The sequence below is a fragment of the Sphingobacterium sp. UBA5996 genome (genome assembly GCF_002429765.1).
GTDB lineage: Bacteria > Bacteroidota > Bacteroidia > Sphingobacteriales > Sphingobacteriaceae > Sphingobacterium.
The window spans coordinates 217,354-237,275 of the sequence record NZ_DJAS01000012.1; the positions used below are offsets into that span (position 1 = coordinate 217,354).

Annotated in this window: 18 protein-coding genes; 4 read left to right on the plus strand and 14 right to left on the minus strand. The window is 39.9% G+C overall.

Translation table 11 applies throughout. The features are described 5' to 3' along the window. Nucleotides 1-276 precede the first annotated feature (276 nt). From B3E00_RS09725 to B3E00_RS09765, 9 genes are all read right to left on the minus strand, one after another. Nucleotides 277-2,016, minus strand: coding sequence for a HAMP domain-containing sensor histidine kinase (locus tag B3E00_RS09725; protein ID WP_293879258.1), 1,740 nt, complete (start codon nucleotides 2,014-2,016; stop codon nucleotides 277-279). A gap of 24 nt (nucleotides 2,017-2,040) precedes the next feature. After that, nucleotides 2,041-3,162, minus strand: coding sequence for a sensor protein KdpD (locus B3E00_RS09730; protein ID WP_209574406.1), 1,122 nt, complete (start codon nucleotides 3,160-3,162; stop codon nucleotides 2,041-2,043). Between the two features lie 63 nt (nucleotides 3,163-3,225). Next, nucleotides 3,226-4,311, minus strand: a complete 1,086-nt coding sequence (locus B3E00_RS09735; RefSeq protein WP_293938321.1) for a porin — start codon at nucleotides 4,309-4,311, stop codon at nucleotides 3,226-3,228. A gap of 47 nt (nucleotides 4,312-4,358) precedes the next feature. Continuing rightward, nucleotides 4,359-4,925: a K(+)-transporting ATPase subunit C gene (locus B3E00_RS09740; RefSeq protein WP_209574410.1), complete on the minus strand. Its 567-nt coding sequence runs from the start codon at nucleotides 4,923-4,925 to the stop codon at nucleotides 4,359-4,361. Nucleotides 4,926-4,947: 22 nt separating this feature from the next. Beyond that, nucleotides 4,948-6,957 (minus strand): potassium-transporting ATPase subunit KdpB, encoded by a 2,010-nt coding sequence (gene kdpB / locus B3E00_RS09745; protein ID WP_293889034.1) that lies wholly within the window; start codon nucleotides 6,955-6,957, stop codon nucleotides 4,948-4,950. A gap of 24 nt (nucleotides 6,958-6,981) precedes the next feature. Continuing rightward, nucleotides 6,982-8,667: a potassium-transporting ATPase subunit KdpA gene (gene kdpA, locus B3E00_RS09750; protein ID WP_293879267.1), complete on the minus strand. Its 1,686-nt coding sequence runs from the start codon at nucleotides 8,665-8,667 to the stop codon at nucleotides 6,982-6,984. A gap of 129 nt (nucleotides 8,668-8,796) precedes the next feature. Beyond that, nucleotides 8,797-8,874, minus strand: a complete 78-nt coding sequence (locus tag B3E00_RS09755) for a potassium-transporting ATPase subunit F (RefSeq protein WP_209575115.1) — start codon at nucleotides 8,872-8,874, stop codon at nucleotides 8,797-8,799. Then, complete coding sequence (locus tag B3E00_RS09760; RefSeq protein WP_293879269.1) at nucleotides 8,875-9,252, minus strand: DUF7674 family protein; 378 nt, start codon at nucleotides 9,250-9,252, stop codon at nucleotides 8,875-8,877. A gap of 26 nt (nucleotides 9,253-9,278) precedes the next feature. Further along, a complete protein-coding gene (locus B3E00_RS09765) occupies nucleotides 9,279-9,401 on the minus strand; it encodes a hypothetical protein (RefSeq protein WP_293879271.1) in 123 nt (40 codons plus the stop codon). Between the two features lie 728 nt (nucleotides 9,402-10,129). Between B3E00_RS09765 and B3E00_RS09770 the strand changes: the two genes are divergently transcribed. After that, nucleotides 10,130-10,861 carry a 3-keto-disaccharide hydrolase gene (locus tag B3E00_RS09770; protein ID WP_293879273.1) on the plus strand — a complete coding sequence of 244 codons (732 nt, stop codon included), beginning with the start codon at nucleotides 10,130-10,132 and terminating at the stop codon, nucleotides 10,859-10,861. 255 nt (nucleotides 10,862-11,116) lie between these two features. Here B3E00_RS09770 and B3E00_RS09775 read toward each other — a convergent pair whose 3' ends face one another. Next, entirely contained in the window at nucleotides 11,117-12,025 is a 909-nt protein-coding gene (locus B3E00_RS09775) for an NAD(P)/FAD-dependent oxidoreductase (protein ID WP_293879274.1), read from the minus strand. 10 nt (nucleotides 12,026-12,035) lie between these two features. After that, the gene (locus tag B3E00_RS09780) at nucleotides 12,036-12,662 is read right to left on the minus strand and encodes a class I SAM-dependent methyltransferase (protein ID WP_293879276.1); all 627 of its coding nucleotides are present in this window, start codon (nucleotides 12,660-12,662) and stop codon (nucleotides 12,036-12,038) included. A 245-nt stretch (nucleotides 12,663-12,907) separates the two neighbouring features. On the opposite strand from B3E00_RS09780, the gene B3E00_RS09785 reads away from it, so the two are divergent. Continuing rightward, a complete protein-coding gene (locus B3E00_RS09785; protein WP_209574425.1) occupies nucleotides 12,908-13,570 on the plus strand; it encodes a DUF1349 domain-containing protein in 663 nt (220 codons plus the stop codon). A gap of 45 nt (nucleotides 13,571-13,615) precedes the next feature. Here the strand turns inward: B3E00_RS09785 and B3E00_RS09790 are convergent, their stop codons facing one another. From B3E00_RS09790 to B3E00_RS09800, 3 genes are all read right to left on the minus strand, one after another. Continuing rightward, a complete protein-coding gene (locus tag B3E00_RS09790; RefSeq protein ID WP_209574427.1) occupies nucleotides 13,616-14,401 on the minus strand; it encodes a helix-turn-helix domain-containing protein in 786 nt (261 codons plus the stop codon). 35 nt (nucleotides 14,402-14,436) lie between these two features. Continuing rightward, a complete protein-coding gene (locus B3E00_RS09795) occupies nucleotides 14,437-16,992 on the minus strand; it encodes a BamA/TamA family outer membrane protein (RefSeq protein WP_293879281.1) in 2,556 nt (851 codons plus the stop codon). Nucleotides 16,993-17,255: 263 nt separating this feature from the next. Then, nucleotides 17,256-17,699, minus strand: a complete 444-nt coding sequence (locus tag B3E00_RS09800) for a DUF1572 family protein (RefSeq protein WP_293879283.1) — start codon at nucleotides 17,697-17,699, stop codon at nucleotides 17,256-17,258. 342 nt (nucleotides 17,700-18,041) lie between these two features. Here B3E00_RS09800 and B3E00_RS09805 point away from each other — a divergent pair, with 342 nt between their 5' ends. Both B3E00_RS09805 and B3E00_RS09810 read left to right on the plus strand, forming a co-directional pair. Next, a complete protein-coding gene (locus tag B3E00_RS09805; protein WP_293879284.1) occupies nucleotides 18,042-18,641 on the plus strand; it encodes a TetR/AcrR family transcriptional regulator in 600 nt (199 codons plus the stop codon). A 78-nt stretch (nucleotides 18,642-18,719) separates the two neighbouring features. Continuing rightward, the gene (locus B3E00_RS09810) at nucleotides 18,720-19,922 is read left to right on the plus strand and encodes an efflux RND transporter periplasmic adaptor subunit (protein WP_293879285.1); all 1,203 of its coding nucleotides are present in this window, start codon (nucleotides 18,720-18,722) and stop codon (nucleotides 19,920-19,922) included.

A 19,922-nucleotide genomic window follows, 5' to 3' on the forward strand; every position in this document is an offset into this window, starting at 1 on the left:
TGTAAAAATTTCATCCCTCAGAAACCCCATTCTGAACACTCCAAAAATAGCAACAAAATCATGAATCATTCGAGTAAGTAGCGCATTGCCGCTTTAGAAAAGACGATAGTTTACCTAAATGGATAAAAATAACGGTAAAAAAAAGTCTGAAACGTCTGGTTACAAATATGATAGACCTCTATTATGCACATGGTGTAGATCCGAATCTAGCGGAAAATGCTGGAGCCATTGACGTAGAATTATTGGATATTATAAAATAATTATCCATCGGAGACATTAGTTTTCATTGGAAGCCGCACTGCGCAATGAAAAATAAAAAGAACTTCCAGCACCATAATCACTTTCAACGCCGATTTCTCCCCCCTGTGCTTCTATAAACTCTTTACTGATACTTAAACCAAGACCGGTTCCCCCTTTCTTAGAGCCCGGCACACGAAAGTAACGTGCAAAGATTTTCTCGAGGTACTTAGCTTCTATTCCTTGTCCATTGTCTTTTACGGTAAATCTGGTTTTAAGTCCTATACTTTCAACGGCTATATGGATGACAGAATCTTCGTAGGAATATCGTACTGCATTGGAAAGGAAATTTGTCAATACCCACGCTGTTTTTTCATTGTCAGCAACAATGTACTTCGCCGTCGGCGCTACTTCAATAGTAAAATGAATATTTTTCTGGTTGGCAGCAAATTGATTAGCCATGACTGCGTATTCAATAATAGGCTGTATTTCTGTCGTATGTAAATTAATCTGAATAGAACCGCTTTCAACTTGGGTCATATTTAACAGTTCGCCTGTAATCTGAAGTAAGCGGTTGGAATCATCCTTTATTCCATTTACAAGCGCGAGCTGTTCGGTATTCAACGGGCCTATTTGCTCGTTCTCCAGCAATTGAACTCCCATCTGAATCGCTGCAATAGGTGTTTTGAACTCGTGAGAAACGGTGCCGATAAAGTTTGTTTTTGCAAGATCAAGTTCCTTAAATGGCGTAATATTCTTTAGGATAACCACCTGCCCAATAAACTTTGATTCCAGTTCACCTGTCGGCAAAACATTGATATCGATAACATCTTTCTCAAAATAGCTTTCTCTATCGTCCGCATAAATTTTAACAGCATTCTTTTCACGTTGCTCCACAGGAAGGAATAGGTCTTTAAAAATATCTTTAGCAAGATCATTTTCATCTGAAACCGCCAAAGCAGATCTTCCGAGAAGTTGATCTTTATGTAGATTGGTGATGCGAAGCGCTTCCTCGTTGACAAAAATAACACGTCGCTCTTCGTCGAAGCCTATCACCGGATCATGCATATGATCAACAAGAGACTCGATTCGACTTTTTTCCTTTAAAATTTTTTCAAGTTTACTTTCAGCGTATTCTTCCAATTTCTCTGCCATGGAATTGAATGAAGCGACGAGTTCAGCAAACTCACCTCCGCTCTGTACCTGAATTCGTTCTTTGTAGTTCTGTCCTGCAATCTGTCGAATACTCGCTGTCAATTTTGCTATGGGATCAGCTATATTGGATGGCAAATTGACCAGCAATATAAAAGCAATAATAAAACAGAGTGCCCCAGCAAATGAAATGACCAGAATGGCATGTTCTGCGGTGCGATCCGCAACAATACTCTTCCGAGAAATTGCCGTCATATTTTGCTCCATTAACAAAGCAATATCCTTTCTGATGGACGAGATAATAGTGATGTCTAAGGGATTATATTTCAGTTTTAAAAAATGTTCAGCAATCGCGTTCGTTGTTTGTTGCTCTCCGACTTCAGTAACATTTCTCCGTTGTTTGTCAAGGTTGACCTCGAAGTTCTTAAAAGCAGTTTTTTCTACAGGAATTTCCTCCAGTGCCAATAACATATTTTTGGCATACAGCAGCGTATTATAGTTCGCCGTCAATATATTTGCGGTATCTTTTTTTAATCGGTTCACATACCAGCCACTTAACGCGGCAAGTAAAAAGATCATGAGAAACAGTGCCCCCACACCGAATGTAAGTTTGGTTTTTATTTTCATCTTATTCAAAATTGGTCTTTATCATTAAGACAATATTATCAGATCAACATCTTCAGTAGACAGCTGTGCCAAAAGTTTGCTAAAAATATCTCTAGCCAGTAAAATCCTCAAAAGGGACAACCGCGGTTTCCCAATACAAACTGTAGTGATCTTACGTGTCACACAGAGGGTGATGATCTCCTTGGCTACGCTCCGGCTTTCTACTTTAATAATTTCCCCTCCTAGTTCTGTTGCCAATTTGAAATTATTGATCAAGTGCCGTTGTTTATTCAACGCAATCCGATCGCCGCGTTCTTTTGGTAACTGTACATATAGCAAAAACCAGCTACTGTTGTAATATCCTGCCAATCTTGCTGTCTTTCGGATGACGTTTTTTGCTTTTGTTTCATTGGAACTTATACAGGCCAAGAAACGTTCCTTTCGCACCCATCGCTGGGGCTGCACTTCGGTCTCTACTTTGCGCTGGACCTGGGAGGCCACTTCTTTCAATGCCATCTCGCGCAACTGCAAAATATGCTCACTTTTAAAGAAATTTTGAAGTGCAGCCTGAATTTTTGAGGCATCATAGATCTTGCCCTCTTTTAGACGAACAATAAGTTCCTCTGCGGTGAGGTCAATATTAACGACTTCGTCTGCAGAATCAATAACACTGTCGGGAACTCTTTCTTGCACTTCGATCCCTGTAATTGCTTTGACTTCTTCGTTTAAACTTTCGATATGCTGGATATTAACAGCACTGATTACATTAATCCCTGCCTCGAGAATTTCTATGACATCTTGCCATCGTTTGGCATTTTTGCTGCCTTCAATATTGGTATGTGCCAGCTCATCGATAATGACAACCTCTGGACGTGAATTCAAAACAGCATACAGATCCAATTCCTCCAACTGCTTGCCTTTGTAAAAAAGATGACGCCGAGCAATAATCGGAATACCATCAAGCAATTGATGTGTATCCTTTCGATTATGGGTCTCAATATAGCCGATACGCACATCGATTCCGCCCTGTAAAAGTGTATGTGCATCCTGTAGCATGCGATATGTTTTTCCGACACCAGCACTCATTCCAATATAAAGTTTGAATCGCCCTCGTTTCGATTTCCGGATCAGATCCAGAAAGTGCTCAGCGCTTTTCCTTTCTTCCATGTCTAATACCTTTCATTGTCAAAAAGTTCCTGCCGATGTAACACAAGGCAGGAACCTTTGTTTTTAAAAACTAACCGTTAGTGCCGTGACAGCCGTCACGGTATTTTTAAGCAGCTGATTTGACCGATCAAGGAACATAGCATCTTTATTCCTGAGGTTGCGCAACTCTGTACGCCAAAGAACATTTGGGAGAATCGCATAATCCGCATTTAAAGAGTAGCCAAATGTTTGAAAGCCCTGAGCTGTTCCAGTAGAGACAATAACACCATGTTTATCGTTGTAATATTCTCCTCTTGCTGTTAAGCTAAATCTTTCAGTCGTTGCGTATCGTGCAATTAATACAGGCGTGTACCATACGTTGTACGTTGAGCTCCCCTTTGCTTTTTGTTCTGCCCCAATATCAAATCCCACTGTAATGCCTAGCTTTTGGTTCATTTGATAGATTGCATACAGGTTATGGAAATAACGCATCTGTCTTACACTATCCGCTTTATCGCTGCCGATAAAAGAACCGCTATTAATGGTCCATTTATCTGTGGGTTTATAGACCAATTGATGTCCAAATGCAGGCAAACTACTGCCATCTACACGTTGAATACGCTGCCAGCCGTTTAAAACAAGCCCACTTAAAAACAGTTTTCCAGAAGCAGATGTGTACGATATTTTTGCGCCAGTTTCGAAATATGGCGAATTATCAGCAAAAATACTTCTCGTTACCGTCCAATTGTCCTTTCCTATAGCGCTTTCAAAGCCCAAATGGGAGGAAAATATTCCCGCATCGATCCATAGATTATGCTTTTTCGAGATGCGAACACCAGCATTCGCTTCGTAAATATTTTTTAAGACGCCAGGTTCCGCACTATAATTGGCATTCATATATGTACCGACACCAAAAGCAAGATTTGCACGGGTATTCGTTGTTTCGTATGCAGCTTTTAAAAGTGCCAAATTTATGTTTACTTCATTCGCTCTGTTATGGCTATAAACAAACCCGGGGCGGGTGTTTCCAATTGGATTATTAAAGTCCCGAAGGTAATATGCTTCAAGGTAACCGCTAATAGCCAATGAGATATTTCTAGTCGTATCCTGCTGTGCAAATAATTGTGTTGTGCCTAGTAACATAAAGGCCAACATCGCGAGTTTTTTCATATATATCGTTGTTATAAAGTGGATGTCAAGGGCTCCTCCGGTCAATTTTATTTTTCAGCCATCTTATCCAATGCTATATTTAGTTCAAGGACATTGACCTTTCGAGGTCCGAATATATGCCACAAAGGTGCCTGCACGTGGGCATCGACAAGAGACTGTAAGCTATTGACAGATATACCTCTCGCTTTCACAATACGGTCAATTTGTATTTTTGCTGCTTCAACGGAAATATCGGGGTCCAAACCACTACCGCTGGCTGTAACGATGTCTACAGGTACCTGTTCGCGTTTTACCGTAGGATTGTGCACTAAGAAAGTATCAATACGGGATTTCACTTCCAAAAGGTATTCTCCATTGGACGGACCTTTGTTGCTTCCCCCAGATCCTGCTGCGTTGTAACCGACTGCTGAAGGACGCGACCAGAAATAATCATCGCCTGAAAAAGCCTGGCCAATATTCCTGTAATACGTCTGACCATTATGTTTTAGGATTTCGCCTTTTCCACGATTGGGTGCTATTTGAGCTATCGCCCATACAAGGGCTGGATATACAACTGCCAGTAGGAGCAATAAAATCATTGTAATCTTTATCGCTGGATATAGATGTGTTTTCATTTTCTTTTTTGATTAAAATTTATTAGATGAATAGAGAAACCAGTAGATCGATGGCCTTGATTCCAACAAATGGAACAAGTACCCCTCCAAGTCCAAATACGAGCAGGTTTCGTCGCAACAATGCACTTGCACCGATCGGTTTGTATGCAACACCTTTTAATGCTAAGGGAATAAGTAATGGAATAATAATGGCATTAAATATAACGGCAGATAGTATAGCACTTTGGGGGCTACTGAGCTGCATGATATTCAAGCCCTGAAGTGCAGGTATCGCTGCAATAAATAAAGCTGGAATAATTGCGAAATATTTGGCGACATCATTTGCGATACTAAAAGTCGTCAAAGTCCCTCGCGTCATCAGCAATTGCTTACCTATTTCTACCACTTCAATCAATTTGGTGGGATCGTTGTCAAGATCGACCATATTGCCGGCTTCTTTTGCAGCTTGTGTTCCACTATTCATCGCTACTCCAACATCGGCTTGCGCAAGTGCCGGGGCATCGTTTGTGCCATCCCCCATCATTGCTACCAATCTCCCGTCGAGCTGTTCTTTTTTAATGTAGTTCATCTTATCTTCAGGCTTAGCCTCTGCAATGAAATCATCTACGCCTGCTTTTTCAGCAATATACTTGGCAGTTAGCGGATTGTCTCCAGTCACCATAACGGTCTTGATACCCATTTTTCGCAATCTTTCAAATCTTTCGTGTATCCCGGGTTTTATCACATCCTGTAATTCTATCACTCCCAGCACCTGTTCATTCTCGGCAACGACCAGTGGTGTACCACCGTTTTGGGAAATAAGCTTCACGCGTTCATCGATTTCCGCAGGAAATCGATTACCAGCTTTTAAAACAATATTTCGAATAGCATCAGTGGCACCTTTACGAATACGTGTTTGTGCAAAGTCTATTCCTGAGCTGCGGGTCTCGGCGGTAAACTTGATAAATTCGGGGTTTTCGACCTTATAGCTCGAAGGATTAACCTCCGCCAATTCTACGATTGATTTGCCCTCAGGTGTTTCATCAGCCATCGAGCTCAACGTTGCCGCCCGCACCAACGATTCCATCATGACACCATCTGCAGGGTAAAAGTTTGTCGCCTTACGATTTCCAATGGTGATTGTTCCGGTTTTATCCAGCAACAATACATCAATATCGCCAGCTGTTTCAACGGCTTTACCGCTTTTCGTAATGACATTCGCGCGAAGTGCCCGATCCATACCCGCTATACCAATTGCCGATAGAAGACCGCCTATTGTGGTGGGAATAAGACAGACGAAGAGTGAAATAAACGACGCTATGGTGATACCGACATTGGCATAATCTGCAAATGGTTTTAAGGTTACGGTTACGATGATAAACACGAGTGTAAAACCTGCTAGAAGGATCGTCAATGCAATCTCATTCGGCGTTTTTTGTCGGCTAGCCCCTTCTACCAAAGCAATCATCTTATCTAAAAAGCTTTCGCCCGGTTCTGTTGTCACCTGTACAACAATTCGATCCGACAGCACCTTGGTACCACCGGTAACTGAGCTTTTATCTCCCCCAGCCTCGCGGATTACCGGTGCCGATTCCCCTGTAATTGCGCTTTCATCAATGGTTGCCAATCCCTCAATAATCTCACCATCCAATGGAATTACATCCCCGGCTTGACAGACAAAGACGTCACCTTTTTTCAATTGTGCGGATGAGACTACCCGGCCATCGCGTAAAGTTGCGGGGGTTTCCTCCCTTGTTTTCCGCAAGCTATCTGCTTGCGCTTTACCCCTGGCCTCTGCAATTGCCTCTGCAAAGTTGCCAAAGAGCAGGGTCAAAAATAGAATAACGAATACCGTAAAATTATACCCCAATGTACCTTGTGATTTTTCTCCAGCCATTATCCATAGACAGACCACAGCCATAATCAATGTTCCGACTTCTACGGTAAACATCACTGGGTTACGGAACATTATTTTCGGATTCAGCTTCACGAAAGATTGCTTTAATGCTTTTTGGACAAGTTCTTTCTGAAACAATGTTTGTTGATTGCTCATTTTAAAGTGCTTTAATTTTACGTATTACATGGAAAAATATTCCGCTATTGGACCCAAGGCCAGTGCTGGGAAGAAAGAGAGCGCTGCGATAATCGCAATCACGGCAAATACCATCAAACCGAATGTACTGGTATCTGTCTTTAACGTCCCCTCTCCTTCTGGTATGAATTTCTTTTCGGCCAACATTCCTGCAATAGCTATAGGGCCTATGATCGGTATAAAACGGCCGAGCAACAAGACGATACCCGTCGAGATATTCCACCAAATTGTATTGTCTCCAAGCCCTTCAAAGCCACTTCCATTGTTCGCCGCAGATGAGGTGTATTCGTACAATATTTCACTAAAACCATGGAATCCAGGATTGTTCAATGTAGAAGCACCCTGGGCTGGAAATGCTGTCGCAAGTGCTGTACCGACAAGGATTAGAAAAGGATGGGCAAGAGCAACAATCATGGCGATTTTCATTTCGCGCGCTTCCACTTTCTTACCCATAAACTCGGGCGTACGCCCTACCATTAAACCGCTGATGAAAACAGCGAGTATAATAAAAATAAAGAAGTTGAGTATTCCAGCTCCCACACCACCATAGAAGGCATTTACCATCATGGCTATCAATTCGTTCATTCCAGATAAGGGCATATAACTATCATGCATCGAATTGACAGAACCTGTCGAAATCATCGTTGTAACGATACTCCAAAACCCAGATGCGGCGGCACCTATACGTACCTCTTTTCCCTCCATAGCTCCCATCGATGTGTCAATCCCCATCTGTGCAATAGCTGGATTTCCTGTAACCTCCATTTTTATATTTGGAATGACCAGCAAGAGAAAACCAATGGTCATTACACCAAACATCATCCATGAAAATTTGCGTTTGCGAATAAAAAAGCCAAAGGCAAATATCATGGCCATCGGGATAATAAACTGGGCGATCATTTCAACCATGTTGGTCAAATAATTCGGATTCTCGAGTGGATGCGCGCTGTTCGCGCCGAAGAAACCACCACCATTTGTACCCAGATGTTTAATTGGAACGAAGGCAGCTACTGGTCCGCGGCTCACCTCTACAGTATCTCCGCCCATTGTCACCATACTGTCCTTACCTTCGAAGGTCATAGGCATGCCTTGGAACACAAAAACGGTAGCAACCAACACAGAAAGAGGCAGTAAAATACGGGTACATGATTTTACAAAGAAATCATAAAAATTACCCAATTGGGTTGTTGTTTTATCCCTAAAAGCTTTGAAAATAACAACTGCGGCAGCCATGCCAACACCAGCTGTCACGAACTGAAGAAACATGAGCCAAATTTGTCCAAGATAGCTTACGCCAGATTCACCCGAATAGTGCTGAAGATTACAGTTGACCAAAAAGGATATACTGGTATTAAAAGCCAAATCAGCAGTCATTCCTGGATTTCCATCGGGATTCAAAGGCAAATGCCCCATATTCATTAGGATAACCATACTCAATAGAAACCAAACCAAATTGATAGTCAAAAGAGCAATAAGGTGCTGTTTCCACGTCATCTGGGAAGTAGGTTCAATTCCTGTCAGTCGATAAAAAAATCTTTCAATGGGCTCAAAGAATGGATCTAACCACGTCTTTTCATTGCCATATACCTTAGCTATATATTTTCCCAGGGGAAGTCCAAGCAGCAATGTTACGATGAACATTACTATGATTCCAAGAATCTCTGTATTCATTTCTTTAATTGATTTGTATAAAAAGTGTATCATTTCCCATCTTTAACTCACACCATCCCCCTTTTTCCATTTCATGGTAGGGTAGCGCACTATTACATGAGTGACGATATCGTATGAGCAATCTCATTATTAGAATTTTTCAGGTTTTAGAAGTACATAACAGATATATCCAAAAACCAGTAGTGCTACAATAAATAAAGCTGTCATTTATTTTGATATGAATAGATTATGTATTTGTTGTCCTTTACGGATTTCTAAAAAAGTTACGGGCAACCGAGCTTCGATTACGGTCCATGTATGAACGGTACTGATGCGTTGAAGACCTCCCAAGGATCTTACAAAAAGGTTTTCCAAAATATATTTGACGTAATGGTTTCCATGGCCGTAAATCGTTCCGAGAAACTCGATATGCTGACAGATTTTGTCTGTGCTGCGCACGGTAATCAAGTGTCGAAGATGATTAATCACAGCCTGCAAGACGCCGGCAAAATTGTGCTTCCGAAGCAGGAAATTAATCTCTGATCGAATTTCCTTATAATGAAGGGCCATATACAAACCTGCCCTGTATTGATTTAATTTTTTCATGTTTGAATAGAACTATACTTCAAAATCTAACCGACATAGAGCTGAAAAACCATCGCAATAATTAGCACCATTAAAATAATCTTCGCTATGCGGTCTCCCGATATATTGTGCGGCGATACTGTACCTTTATTTTCTTGCTTCTCTTTCATATGATCTCTTCTATATTTTCTCAAAAAAATCCACCATTTTGTAGAATAACCAGAAGCAAAAGATTCCAGTTATGAGGAGTATGATTGTCATTACCATTGTTAAATTTTATTAGTGATTCGCGATTTCTTTTTTTTTAAATTTCCATTACATACTAGAATTTGTGACAATCACTCCTTTGGAGGACTTTTGCCGCAGGTTATTCTTTTTCGTTCTGTTCCCATTTGTATTGTCATTTGTCCCAATAAGCCAAAGGTTGTTCCAGTATGCCAAAAGACAGCATAAACAATTATTAATCAGTGAATAAAAAAACAAACACTCCGAAAAGCATTTGGAAACCCTATCATTTTGATCGGGTCCTTTTATCAAAATGAGAATGACTATGCGGAAAATGTGATCAAATTATTATAATTTGTACCTTGTCTTACACTTCTGAAAAAAAGGGGGCAAGTTAACGCGCTCTGTCCAACCGACTGACTAGACAGTTATGGTTTCAACTGGCTAGACAGTAAGGTTTAAAAATTGATAAATGCGTATGCTAAGAGGCGTTTTTTCGATTGTATAATCAGAAGCACTGTGTAACTAATTTGCAGAGAAAAAGCAGATTGTTGCGCGAAGTAAGTATTTAAAATTATCTTAGTAGAAACGTAACAAGTGAAGACACTATATTAATTAGCGCTTAGCTGTTGAAACATAGAATTACCAAACGAACACTTATAGAAATAAAACTATGATAGACTTAAACCTTTTTAAGAAAATTATCTTATCGGTCTTTATGGGCTTTGTTTTACTATCCTGCCAAAGTGAAAAAAGCAATCCCAATACATTGACAGAAGAAGAGCAAAGTAATGGGTGGCAACTCCTATTTGATGGTACTACACTCAACAATTGGCATACGTACAACAATAGTAAAAATGCGCCTACAGCGTGGATCGTTAAAAATGGAACGATATACTGCGATCCAAAAAACGAAAGCCAAAAATATGATTTAGTATCGGACAAGGAGTATAAAAACTATGAGTTTAAGTTTGAATGGAAACTGGAAAAAGAAGGAAATAGCGGTGTTTTTGTCAATGTACAGGAAAAACCGGATATCGATGCGACCTACCATTCAGGACCAGAGTACCAATTGTTGGCCGATTCTCATCCTGATTTTGATAAGCCATTAAAGCGTTCGGGATGTCTCTATACATTTCTACCGCAGCAAAACTTTGTCAATGTTAAAGCGCAAGATGCTTGGAATGAATCAAGTATCATCCAAAAGAATGGAAAAGTCACTTTTTACCTCAATGGTAAAATCACCGCTGAAATGGATTTTAATTCAGCAAAATGGAAAGATTTAGTAAAACAGAGTAATTTCAAAGATTATCCGGAGTTTGGTCAGCATATTAGTGGAAAAATAGCGCTTCAGGATTGGTCAAGAGGTGTCTCATTTAAAAATTTAAAAATAAAACCATTGTAATTAAAAAGTCCTATTCTCCTTATTAGGTTAAGTTAAGCAATAGCTATCAAGAAACAGCTGTTCGCTATGGAAGGTATCTCTAGGCCAATGTAGAAAAGATGAAACCGATAGTGGTTTCATCTTTTTTATAACTAGATTCTTCCATTACATCTGCTATTGTCACATGTAATTTTTCAGTAACAACTTTAGGGTAAGGACGTGCCAATAGACGGGAGTAAGGTACAACTAACGCCCGAAAACAGATTAGTACAGTCACTAAAAAGCTTCGTCGACAAGTTCTTTATTGACCATTGCTCCAGCTAAATTTCCCTTAGCAACAGCATTCGCCACTGAACGCATCGCACTGGAGTTGTCTCCACAGGCAAATACTCCTGCGAGTGAAGTTTTTTGAAAATTATCTACTTGGATATGCCCCTGTTCGGTTATTTCACAACCTAAGGCAGCAGGAATAGTAGTGTGTTGTCTGAAAGGAATGGCAGCATAAACAGCATCGAAGGCAAGTTCACGCCCGTCTTTTAATTGAACTTGCTGAACCCATCCATTCTTATGTTGGATTTTATTGATTTCTTCTTCAATAATAGCAATACCATGTCGATTTAGTTTTTCTATCTGCTTGACATCGAACCCTGCTCTACCTGCAGTCAGCAGTGTTAAGTCGGACGATAGATTGTGAACCAAACCTGCAAGGTGAAGTGCTCTTTCACCATTCGCTATAATTGCAGTTTTTCCCTTCCGGAATTCATAGCCGTGACAGTATGGACAATGGATAACCGAAATTCCCCAACAGGCTGAAAATCCTTGTATACTAGGCATAATATCTTCCACACCCGTGGCGAAAATGAGCTTTTTAGCCTTAAATACCTCCCCATTCTCGGTAATTATTTCAAAACCTTCAGTGGTCTTCGTACCGACCACAGCAAGTCCCTTCTGAAACTTGACACTGGGGTAGTTGATGACTTCTTCCCTCGCTTTTTTAGCTATACTCAGCGGCTTTTCGCCATCATGCGTGATGAAATTATGGGAGTGGGGCGTCTGCCTATTACAAGGTAGACCACTATCGATAATCAACACGTTTCGCAAGGATCGTCCTAATGCCATCGCTGCAGAAAGCCCGGCATAACTTCCCCCAATAATAATTACCTCAAAACTTCTATCATCTTTCATATATACATTATTAATTATTAGTCCGCTTCTGACAAATGATGAAGTAGAATGGAAAATTTTCCTCCACTTCCCTAATTTCGATTAATCCATAGAAATCGAATTCGGCATGAATGGAATCAACATCGTAAAAGAACATATGTACTCCTCCAAACATTGCAAATCGATCAGTGCCTATGGCCTCCCCCTTTCCATAGATGCTTGCTAGCTTTGATACGGTCGTAAAAATCATAAAACCTCCTTCAGCCAATTGGTCAAAACAATGCTGGATTAACGCAACGCGTTCATCAGCATCCAATAGATGAATAAGCCCATAACAAAATATACCGTCATATATGTGCCGATCAAAGGGCATTTCATTAACCGAACCATGATAGATAACCGTATCTGCCCCAAAGGATTTACGGGCGAGTTCAATGGCAGTTTTAGAGATCTCAATACCTGTAATTTTTATTCCGTTTTCCAAAAACGGGCGACCATTGCGACCGTAGCCGAACCCGGGGATCAAGATATTTTTGATGTTGCGCTCCAAAAAGAAGCGCACCGCAAGACGTGTAGACTGTGCGGCTTCATCTCCCCACATTTCCTGCTTCTCTACAAAATTACGTTCCCAAAATTCCATACTGCTGTTGCTTATCATGTTTAATATTGAAAATCAATCCTGTAGGCCATACCACTACGGTATACTAACGAATTAAAAGTCAACTTTACGAAGATAATATTTTTTACTATTGCAACTATGTAGCAAAAACACTAAATGCAATTAAATTGCAAATAAATTACAATGGGTATTATTGAAAACGTGGTTATTTATCAGTATTGAAAACTTATACTATGCTTAAATATCTTTGCTGATGAAATCAATTTCATCACAAAAACAAAAACATGAAAACTATAAGGACATTTTTAGCAGCTTCGTTACTTCTATTACTAACTGTACAGGCTAGCGCACAAAAATTGGATCGGATGCTTTGGTTTAACGAACCGACAGAATGGAGTATCAAAAACAATTCGCTGTCGATGCTTGTTACGCCTAAAAGCGATTATTGGCGTATCTCCCATTATGGATTTACAGTAGATGACGCCCCATTTTTCTATACGTTACGCGGGGGAGAGTTTGAAGTCAAGGCGAAGATCTCCGCCAACTACAAAACCCGGTTCGATCAAGCAGGTATTATGCTGCGCATTGATCATGAAAACTATATAAAAGCGGGAATCGAATTTGTGGACGGAAAATATAATTTAAGTACGGTCGTTACCCATAAAACGAGTGATTGGAGTATTGTTCCGATCGATAAGGAAATCCCCTACATCTGGATCAAGGCGATACGCAGATTAGATGCTGTTGAATTTTTCTATTCTTTTGATGACAAGGAGTATATTATGATGAGAAATGCCTGGCTACAGGATAATCATCCTGTTATGGTTGGTTTAATGGCCGCTTCACCAGACGGCAATGGGTTTGAGGCCAAATTTGATTATTTTACGATCAAACATCTTGCAGATCAACGTCGAAGTAAATGGCTGAAAGATAATAATTCAAACTAAGAATACTGACGCCCGCCTAAGATAGCCACATAGACGGGCGTTATCTTAAATCTGTTCAGTATGATCCTGCTGTATCTTATTAAACACACTTACTGCTTCATATGAATTTCGAACACGAAGCTTTTGGAGTATATTTTGGCGATGACGATTTACTGTATTTATACTTAGTCCAAGTTTTTCGGCAATTCGCTTGCTAATCATTCCCTCCTTGATACAGCTTAAAATTTCCTTCTCTCGTGTACTAATCGAAGTTTTCGCGCCATAACCTTCCAGGTGATAGACAACACCTGTTACTTGATTGAGAATATAATTTCGCAGATTGATGGATGTTTCAATTTCTGGCAATACGGTATAACAGCATAAAGCCAACTGCGGAAATTCGGGCCCTGGAGTGTCCAAATAAAAAATCTGATGGGACAACTGCATGATTTGCCCCTCCCTCCCCTCGACCCTAAGGACACTGTTTGCTTGATAATTGAATCGATCAGCTGTATCTATCTTTTTGACCAAGTTGAGAAACTGAAGCTCCAAAGCATGTTTAACAGCCAAATCTTCAGGATAAACACGTTCGAGAAGAAAATCCTCCCAAATACTATTTATTTCAATCTTCTTATCATTTTCGGGAAGGTAAAGCCGCTCTGCAAGTTTACCGATGTAGGTATAACTCCAGTTCGCTGTCAGGTCACTCAGTACCGCTATACCATTATGAATATCGGCAAAAGTCTTTGCGTAGGTCTTATAGTGTTTTAGTACAGACAAATCGACGCTGCTATTCCGCAGCCTACGCTCCGCGAAATTTTTATCTAATTTTTTTTTGATCTCCGATTTCATTTCAATTCATACTTAGGAAGCTCCCTTTTAGGTCTTTAAAAAGAAAGTCCAACGCGTAGATAAGGCAAGGTTGCTTCTTTACTAAAACCCACTACACCCTGGATTGTGAGTAGGTCGCCGGGCATAAAATAAATCCCACCTCCATAACCCATATGCCAGTCATTCGAGTTTTCGTGACTCATCCATACCCTTCCGACATCATAAAAACCAATTGCTCCCACTGTTCCAGGAACGATATAAGAAGCATAGCTAAATAATTTTAATCGCATATCAAAATTATTATAAAGAGCTGTTTTTCCAGTGAATCGCCGTGAATTATATCCCCTTAAGCTCATTTCACCTCCTATTTGTGCATGCTGATAAAAATAGGGATTTCCCCATACAGCATCAAATCCTACCCGGTTAGCAAAAGTAACATAATTGTTGGCAATGGTTTTATAAAAACTCATAGCGTGCTGTAGTTTCGTATAGTTTCGTACTTCGCCTCCAACTTCTGTATTCCAGCCTAACCTGGTATGTAGGTGTACTCCAGATTTAGGGTTAGCAACATTGTCACGGGTATCATATTCTAACCCGGCAGTAAGCCCCGTAAAGAAATTATTTCCATAGATCGGTTCTAATGGATATTTTTGATTGAACTCCTCGAAATAACGTCCAAAATTATTCGATTCTTTACTTGTATAATATTCGGACGAAGATCCATAGAATACCTTGAATTTAGGGTCTAAATACTTTTCCAGAAAAATGTCTCCGCTCACAAGATCATATCGATTCCGATAAAAGGAAATACCCTTTGAATCCGACTTATCAAAACTAGTATTGTTCCCATATCCAAAGAAATTACTCAGGTTTTTGGGACCAAGAGAAGAAAGATGAATATAAAGATCGTGCCCCGCAATGAGATCTTTGTAATTCCCTTTATAATCAAACATAAATGATTCTCGACCAGTTAGGTAATTAGCCAAAAACTGGTGTCGATAAGCATAGGGCTTTTTTCTAAACCCCTGATTTTCGATCATGTACCCCAGTCCAAAAATAAGCCCACGGTCTATTCCATAATCAAGGTTAAAAACGACCCCTTTACGATCATAGATAAAATTCTCGTAATCAAACTTATGGACAGCGGTATCTTTGCTCAGCTTGAGATGAATATCATCATCGACATGCATAGTACCCGGTACTCGCTCTTTCGCATCATAGATGTAAACTTTTCTCCCATTGACAAACTTATCAGTTGTACGGTACAGATTTTGTCCATCACCACCAATTAGCCGGATCTTTATAGGCGATTTGCCCGATCCATGTAGCTTATATTCATCAGCACCCGATATGCCATAAATACGGACTTCTTTAGTCTGATCAGGTAAAAAAGTCCGTTTCAGTAATTTCCGCCCTTCGGTTCCATCTTTTTTCTTATTGTGGATATTAATCGTAACTGAACCATCTTTATTGTAATCAACATCTACAAATTCAGACTTGGAAGACAATGGTAATTCAACGATACGCGCAAGAAATCGATAGTAAGTTAGCCCACTTTCCATCAGTTCGTCCCTTCTCGAGCGAATATTTGTTTCTAATTCATTGGCACTCATTTTCACAATGGTATCGGGCATCGTTAACATCGCTTGGTGAATTAACGAATCCGTCAATGTTTTCTGAACCAATTGTATTTCATCAATCCATTCATCTTCTGTAAGATGAGTAAGAAAGAAATGATCAAAAGTGCTCGCGTTAAAATTCCAGTGAGGCACATTACGGATATGCGGACTAAATGGTTGCAAATGGGCCTTCAACCATTGATAGGAAAGTAATGTTGGAAATACACCCGATGTTTTATAATATACCTTATCTCTGTCCCTAGGGACAGGAGTATAGATCTTTTTACCTTTTTCCTTTTCAGGATCCCAACGCCAGTTATCTTCATGACGATCCCAGTCACCAAGCGTAAAATCGAGCATCCGGGCGCGTAACGTAAGCTTTTGATCAATTTGCGTATCATTATCTTCTAACACCTTACGCATGACCTTTGCCGTGTTATCTGTTTTTTTATCCTCAAAAGGGGTACGAGACTCAAACATATAAGCCCTATTTTTAAAGACTTCGCGATACTCACCTAACCCAGGGTCATCTCCTACAAAAACCAGTTCCGGCGAAGCTGAAGGAATATCCAATGCTTTATTAAATGGCGGTACAGTCAATGCCCCAAATGGGTGATGTATCGAAATCTGATCTTGTACAATATCTTTTGCAAATGTCTTTCGAAGGCTTTCTGGTAGACTGCGTTCAGGATATTTTTGTATAGACCTGAGCACCCACTCCCTACCCATAGAATCTACCAATCGAAGCGACTGTGTCTGCATTCCTCCGCCTAACTTAACAATCTGAAGTCCACCTCGCTCCGTACCGAGATTCATCACCCGCATCTTAACAGGAGTATTGTATAATTTACGGTAACTATCTCCAAGCCAAAATCGATGCAGTAAGCCCACACGGTCATATTCGGGCGCAATAACCGTGGTCATACTGTCTATACGCTGCGCTTGTGAATTAAAAATACAGCAGCAGGCGATTAATGTAAAGATTCTTCTCATTCTATCTCCGTCGGACTTCGAGAAATCAACAGTCGATATAGATAGAATGTTTGATGGCCTCGATGTATAATTGGGATAAAGTTCACCTTTTAAAACAAGGAATCAAAAAATTCAGTTCCTTTTTTAGAATAATGCGGCTATTTCGGTGAAGCTTATGGCGCTCAGTTCGAAGGATGTCGGCAGCTAAGATCCAAAGGCGACAACAGGTTTGCATGCGCCAATTGAATAGTAGGCGCAGCATAATAAGCGAATTACTATCCAGATTAATCCAACAGTCGACGGTGATAATTTATTTGTCCAAGATGATAAGTTAAATGGGTAGTCAGATGAACAAGCAAATACTGAGTCGTTGTTTTTTCCTCAAACACGAGTATGGGATACACCTCTTGAAGGTTTTCTTCCGATAACAGATCCAAGGAACGGGTAACCACATCAATCGTATCGTCTATTTGATCTATCAATACTGTTCGAGGAATATCTTTTAAAGAAAACTCTGCAGATCTGTCTCTAATATATCCTGTCTTTCCTAATTCCGCACCGATATAGGTTTGAAGATTTCCAATCAAATGTAAACACAAATTACCTGCTGAATTAGAAATATCACTTTCAATAACCCATATATTTCTCTCGTTCTTGTATAATGAAATTTCATTTCGTAGTCGGTTTAAGTCCCGGTGGAAAAGGCTTTTTAAAGTTTCTGTTAGCATAGTATAAATTTAAGTATATTTTATGCCAAAAACCAACTTATATAGCAACACATCAACTTTTGCCGCCGAAGCTATCGACTGAATAACCTTTCCCTTCATATAGTAATCGCAAAATCTAAACCAGCTAGTGGTCCGAAGCGCAGTTCGGACAAGTAACCTATTGGATCGCGACGCTAATAAGTGTACACTTTCTATACAAGAGGTAGGTCTGGTTAAAACGATTAAAATGCCAATATTGAGCTTACAAATTGATGCATTTTTATTTAATGACTTTTAGATGTCAATAAATAAAATTAAAAATATCAATTTTGCTTAACACTGTTAAATTGTTTACGCATAAACATGGGTAGTAAAGAACGTATACAAAGGCTCAAAGGTGAGAATAGATCCAATATTCTAGATGCTGCGCTCCAAATCGTAAAAGAAGAAGGATGGCAGGCTTTAAGTATGCGCAAAATTGCAGATATCATTGAGTATACTGCCCCCATGATATATGAGTACTTTGCTAATAAAGATGCTATTTTAATGGAGCTTGCCAGCCAAGGCTATCTCCTACTAGCCAAAAAAGTAAAAAAAGCCAAATCAACTGAAACCGATCTCGAGAAACAATTAGAAGCAATGTGGTTTAGCTATTGGGATTTTGCTTTTGAAGAACGGGAATTGTACCAGTTAATGTTTGGAGTAGGAACTGCCTGTTGTGGTTTTGAAAAAACATATAAATGTGCGGAATCTCATGGAAAACTTATTAGCGATGTCATCCGAGAAATCATGAAAGATAAAGAGCCGTCAGAAGAATTGATCTGTCGAAAGTATTTCACCTATTGGTCGATCATACATGGACTAGTCTCGATCAATCTGGTAAACCAGGGAAATGGTGACACAACCAATCAAGAGGTTTTAAAAGATGCCATTTATGGTATCACTCGCTCGTTAACTGACTAATTTTTTTTATACTAAAAAATACAACGTTAAAAAATCTAACACCGTTAAATACACCAAAACTTCAACTATTAATATCAAATGAAAACTAATTTATTATCAAGTCTTAAAATGCTTTACGCCCTTAAACTTAACAGTGTTAAACGAATTAATATCGTAAAGACCTCATATTTGCTGAGTGTAATCATTCTATATAGCTGTTCAACCGGAACGAGTAAAACAGTTGATTCTCCGCCGGTTAACCTTCCTGTCGTCACGATCGAGAAAGGTAACGAGACCGTTTATCAAGAATATCCTGCCACTATTGAGGCGTCGGCTAATATCGAAATCAGACCACAGGTAGAGGGGATCTTGGAATACATTTATATCGATGAAGGTGCTAAAGTGAGTAAAGGTCAGGCACTATTCAAGATCAACGACCGCCCTTATCAGGAACAATTGAACCAAGCGAAGGCAACTCTACTTGCAGCGAGAGCTGCCTTGGAAAATGCTGAGTTGGAAGTCGAAAAGAAGACGAAATTGGTAAATACCAAAGTACTGACGGATTTTCAGCTAAAAACAGCAATTAGCGCCCGTAATGCTGCTAAAGCAAATGTACAACTAGCGCTATCGGCGGTGGAGGCTGCAAAAATAAATGTGGGATACACTTTAATACGGGCTTCAGCCGAAGGATACATCGGCAGGTTGCAGCGCAAACAAGGAAGTTTGGTGGGCCCAACAGACTCACAGCCTCTTACAGCATTGTCAAATGTAAGCGATCTTCATGTTTATTTCTCATTGGGAGAAAATGACTTTATCGCATTCAAAAACAATACGGAAGGAATTAATCTACAACAAAAGCTTCGCAACCTACCTCCCATCAGCCTAGTTCTTTCGGACCAGACAATTTACGATCAGAAAGGAAAAATAGATATGGTCGATGGACAGTTTGATAAACATACCGGCGCGATTACACTTCGTGCAACTTTTACTAATCCAGAAGGGGTATTACGCAACGGAAACACCGGACGCGTCAGACTACAGAAGAAATATGACCAAGCATTATTGGTACCGCAGCTTGCTACCCTTGAAATGCAGGATAAAATATTCGTTTATACGGTTAGCAAAGAAAATAAGGTGGTCCAACAGCCAATTACGGTCATAGGAAAAAGTGGCACAAATTATCTAGTAAGTAAAGGACTGAATGCGGGGGACCGAATTGTCTATAAAGGCATCGACTTGCTTCAGGATGGACAGAAAATTACACCACAAATTTTACCTATAGATAGCATCAACTCATTATAA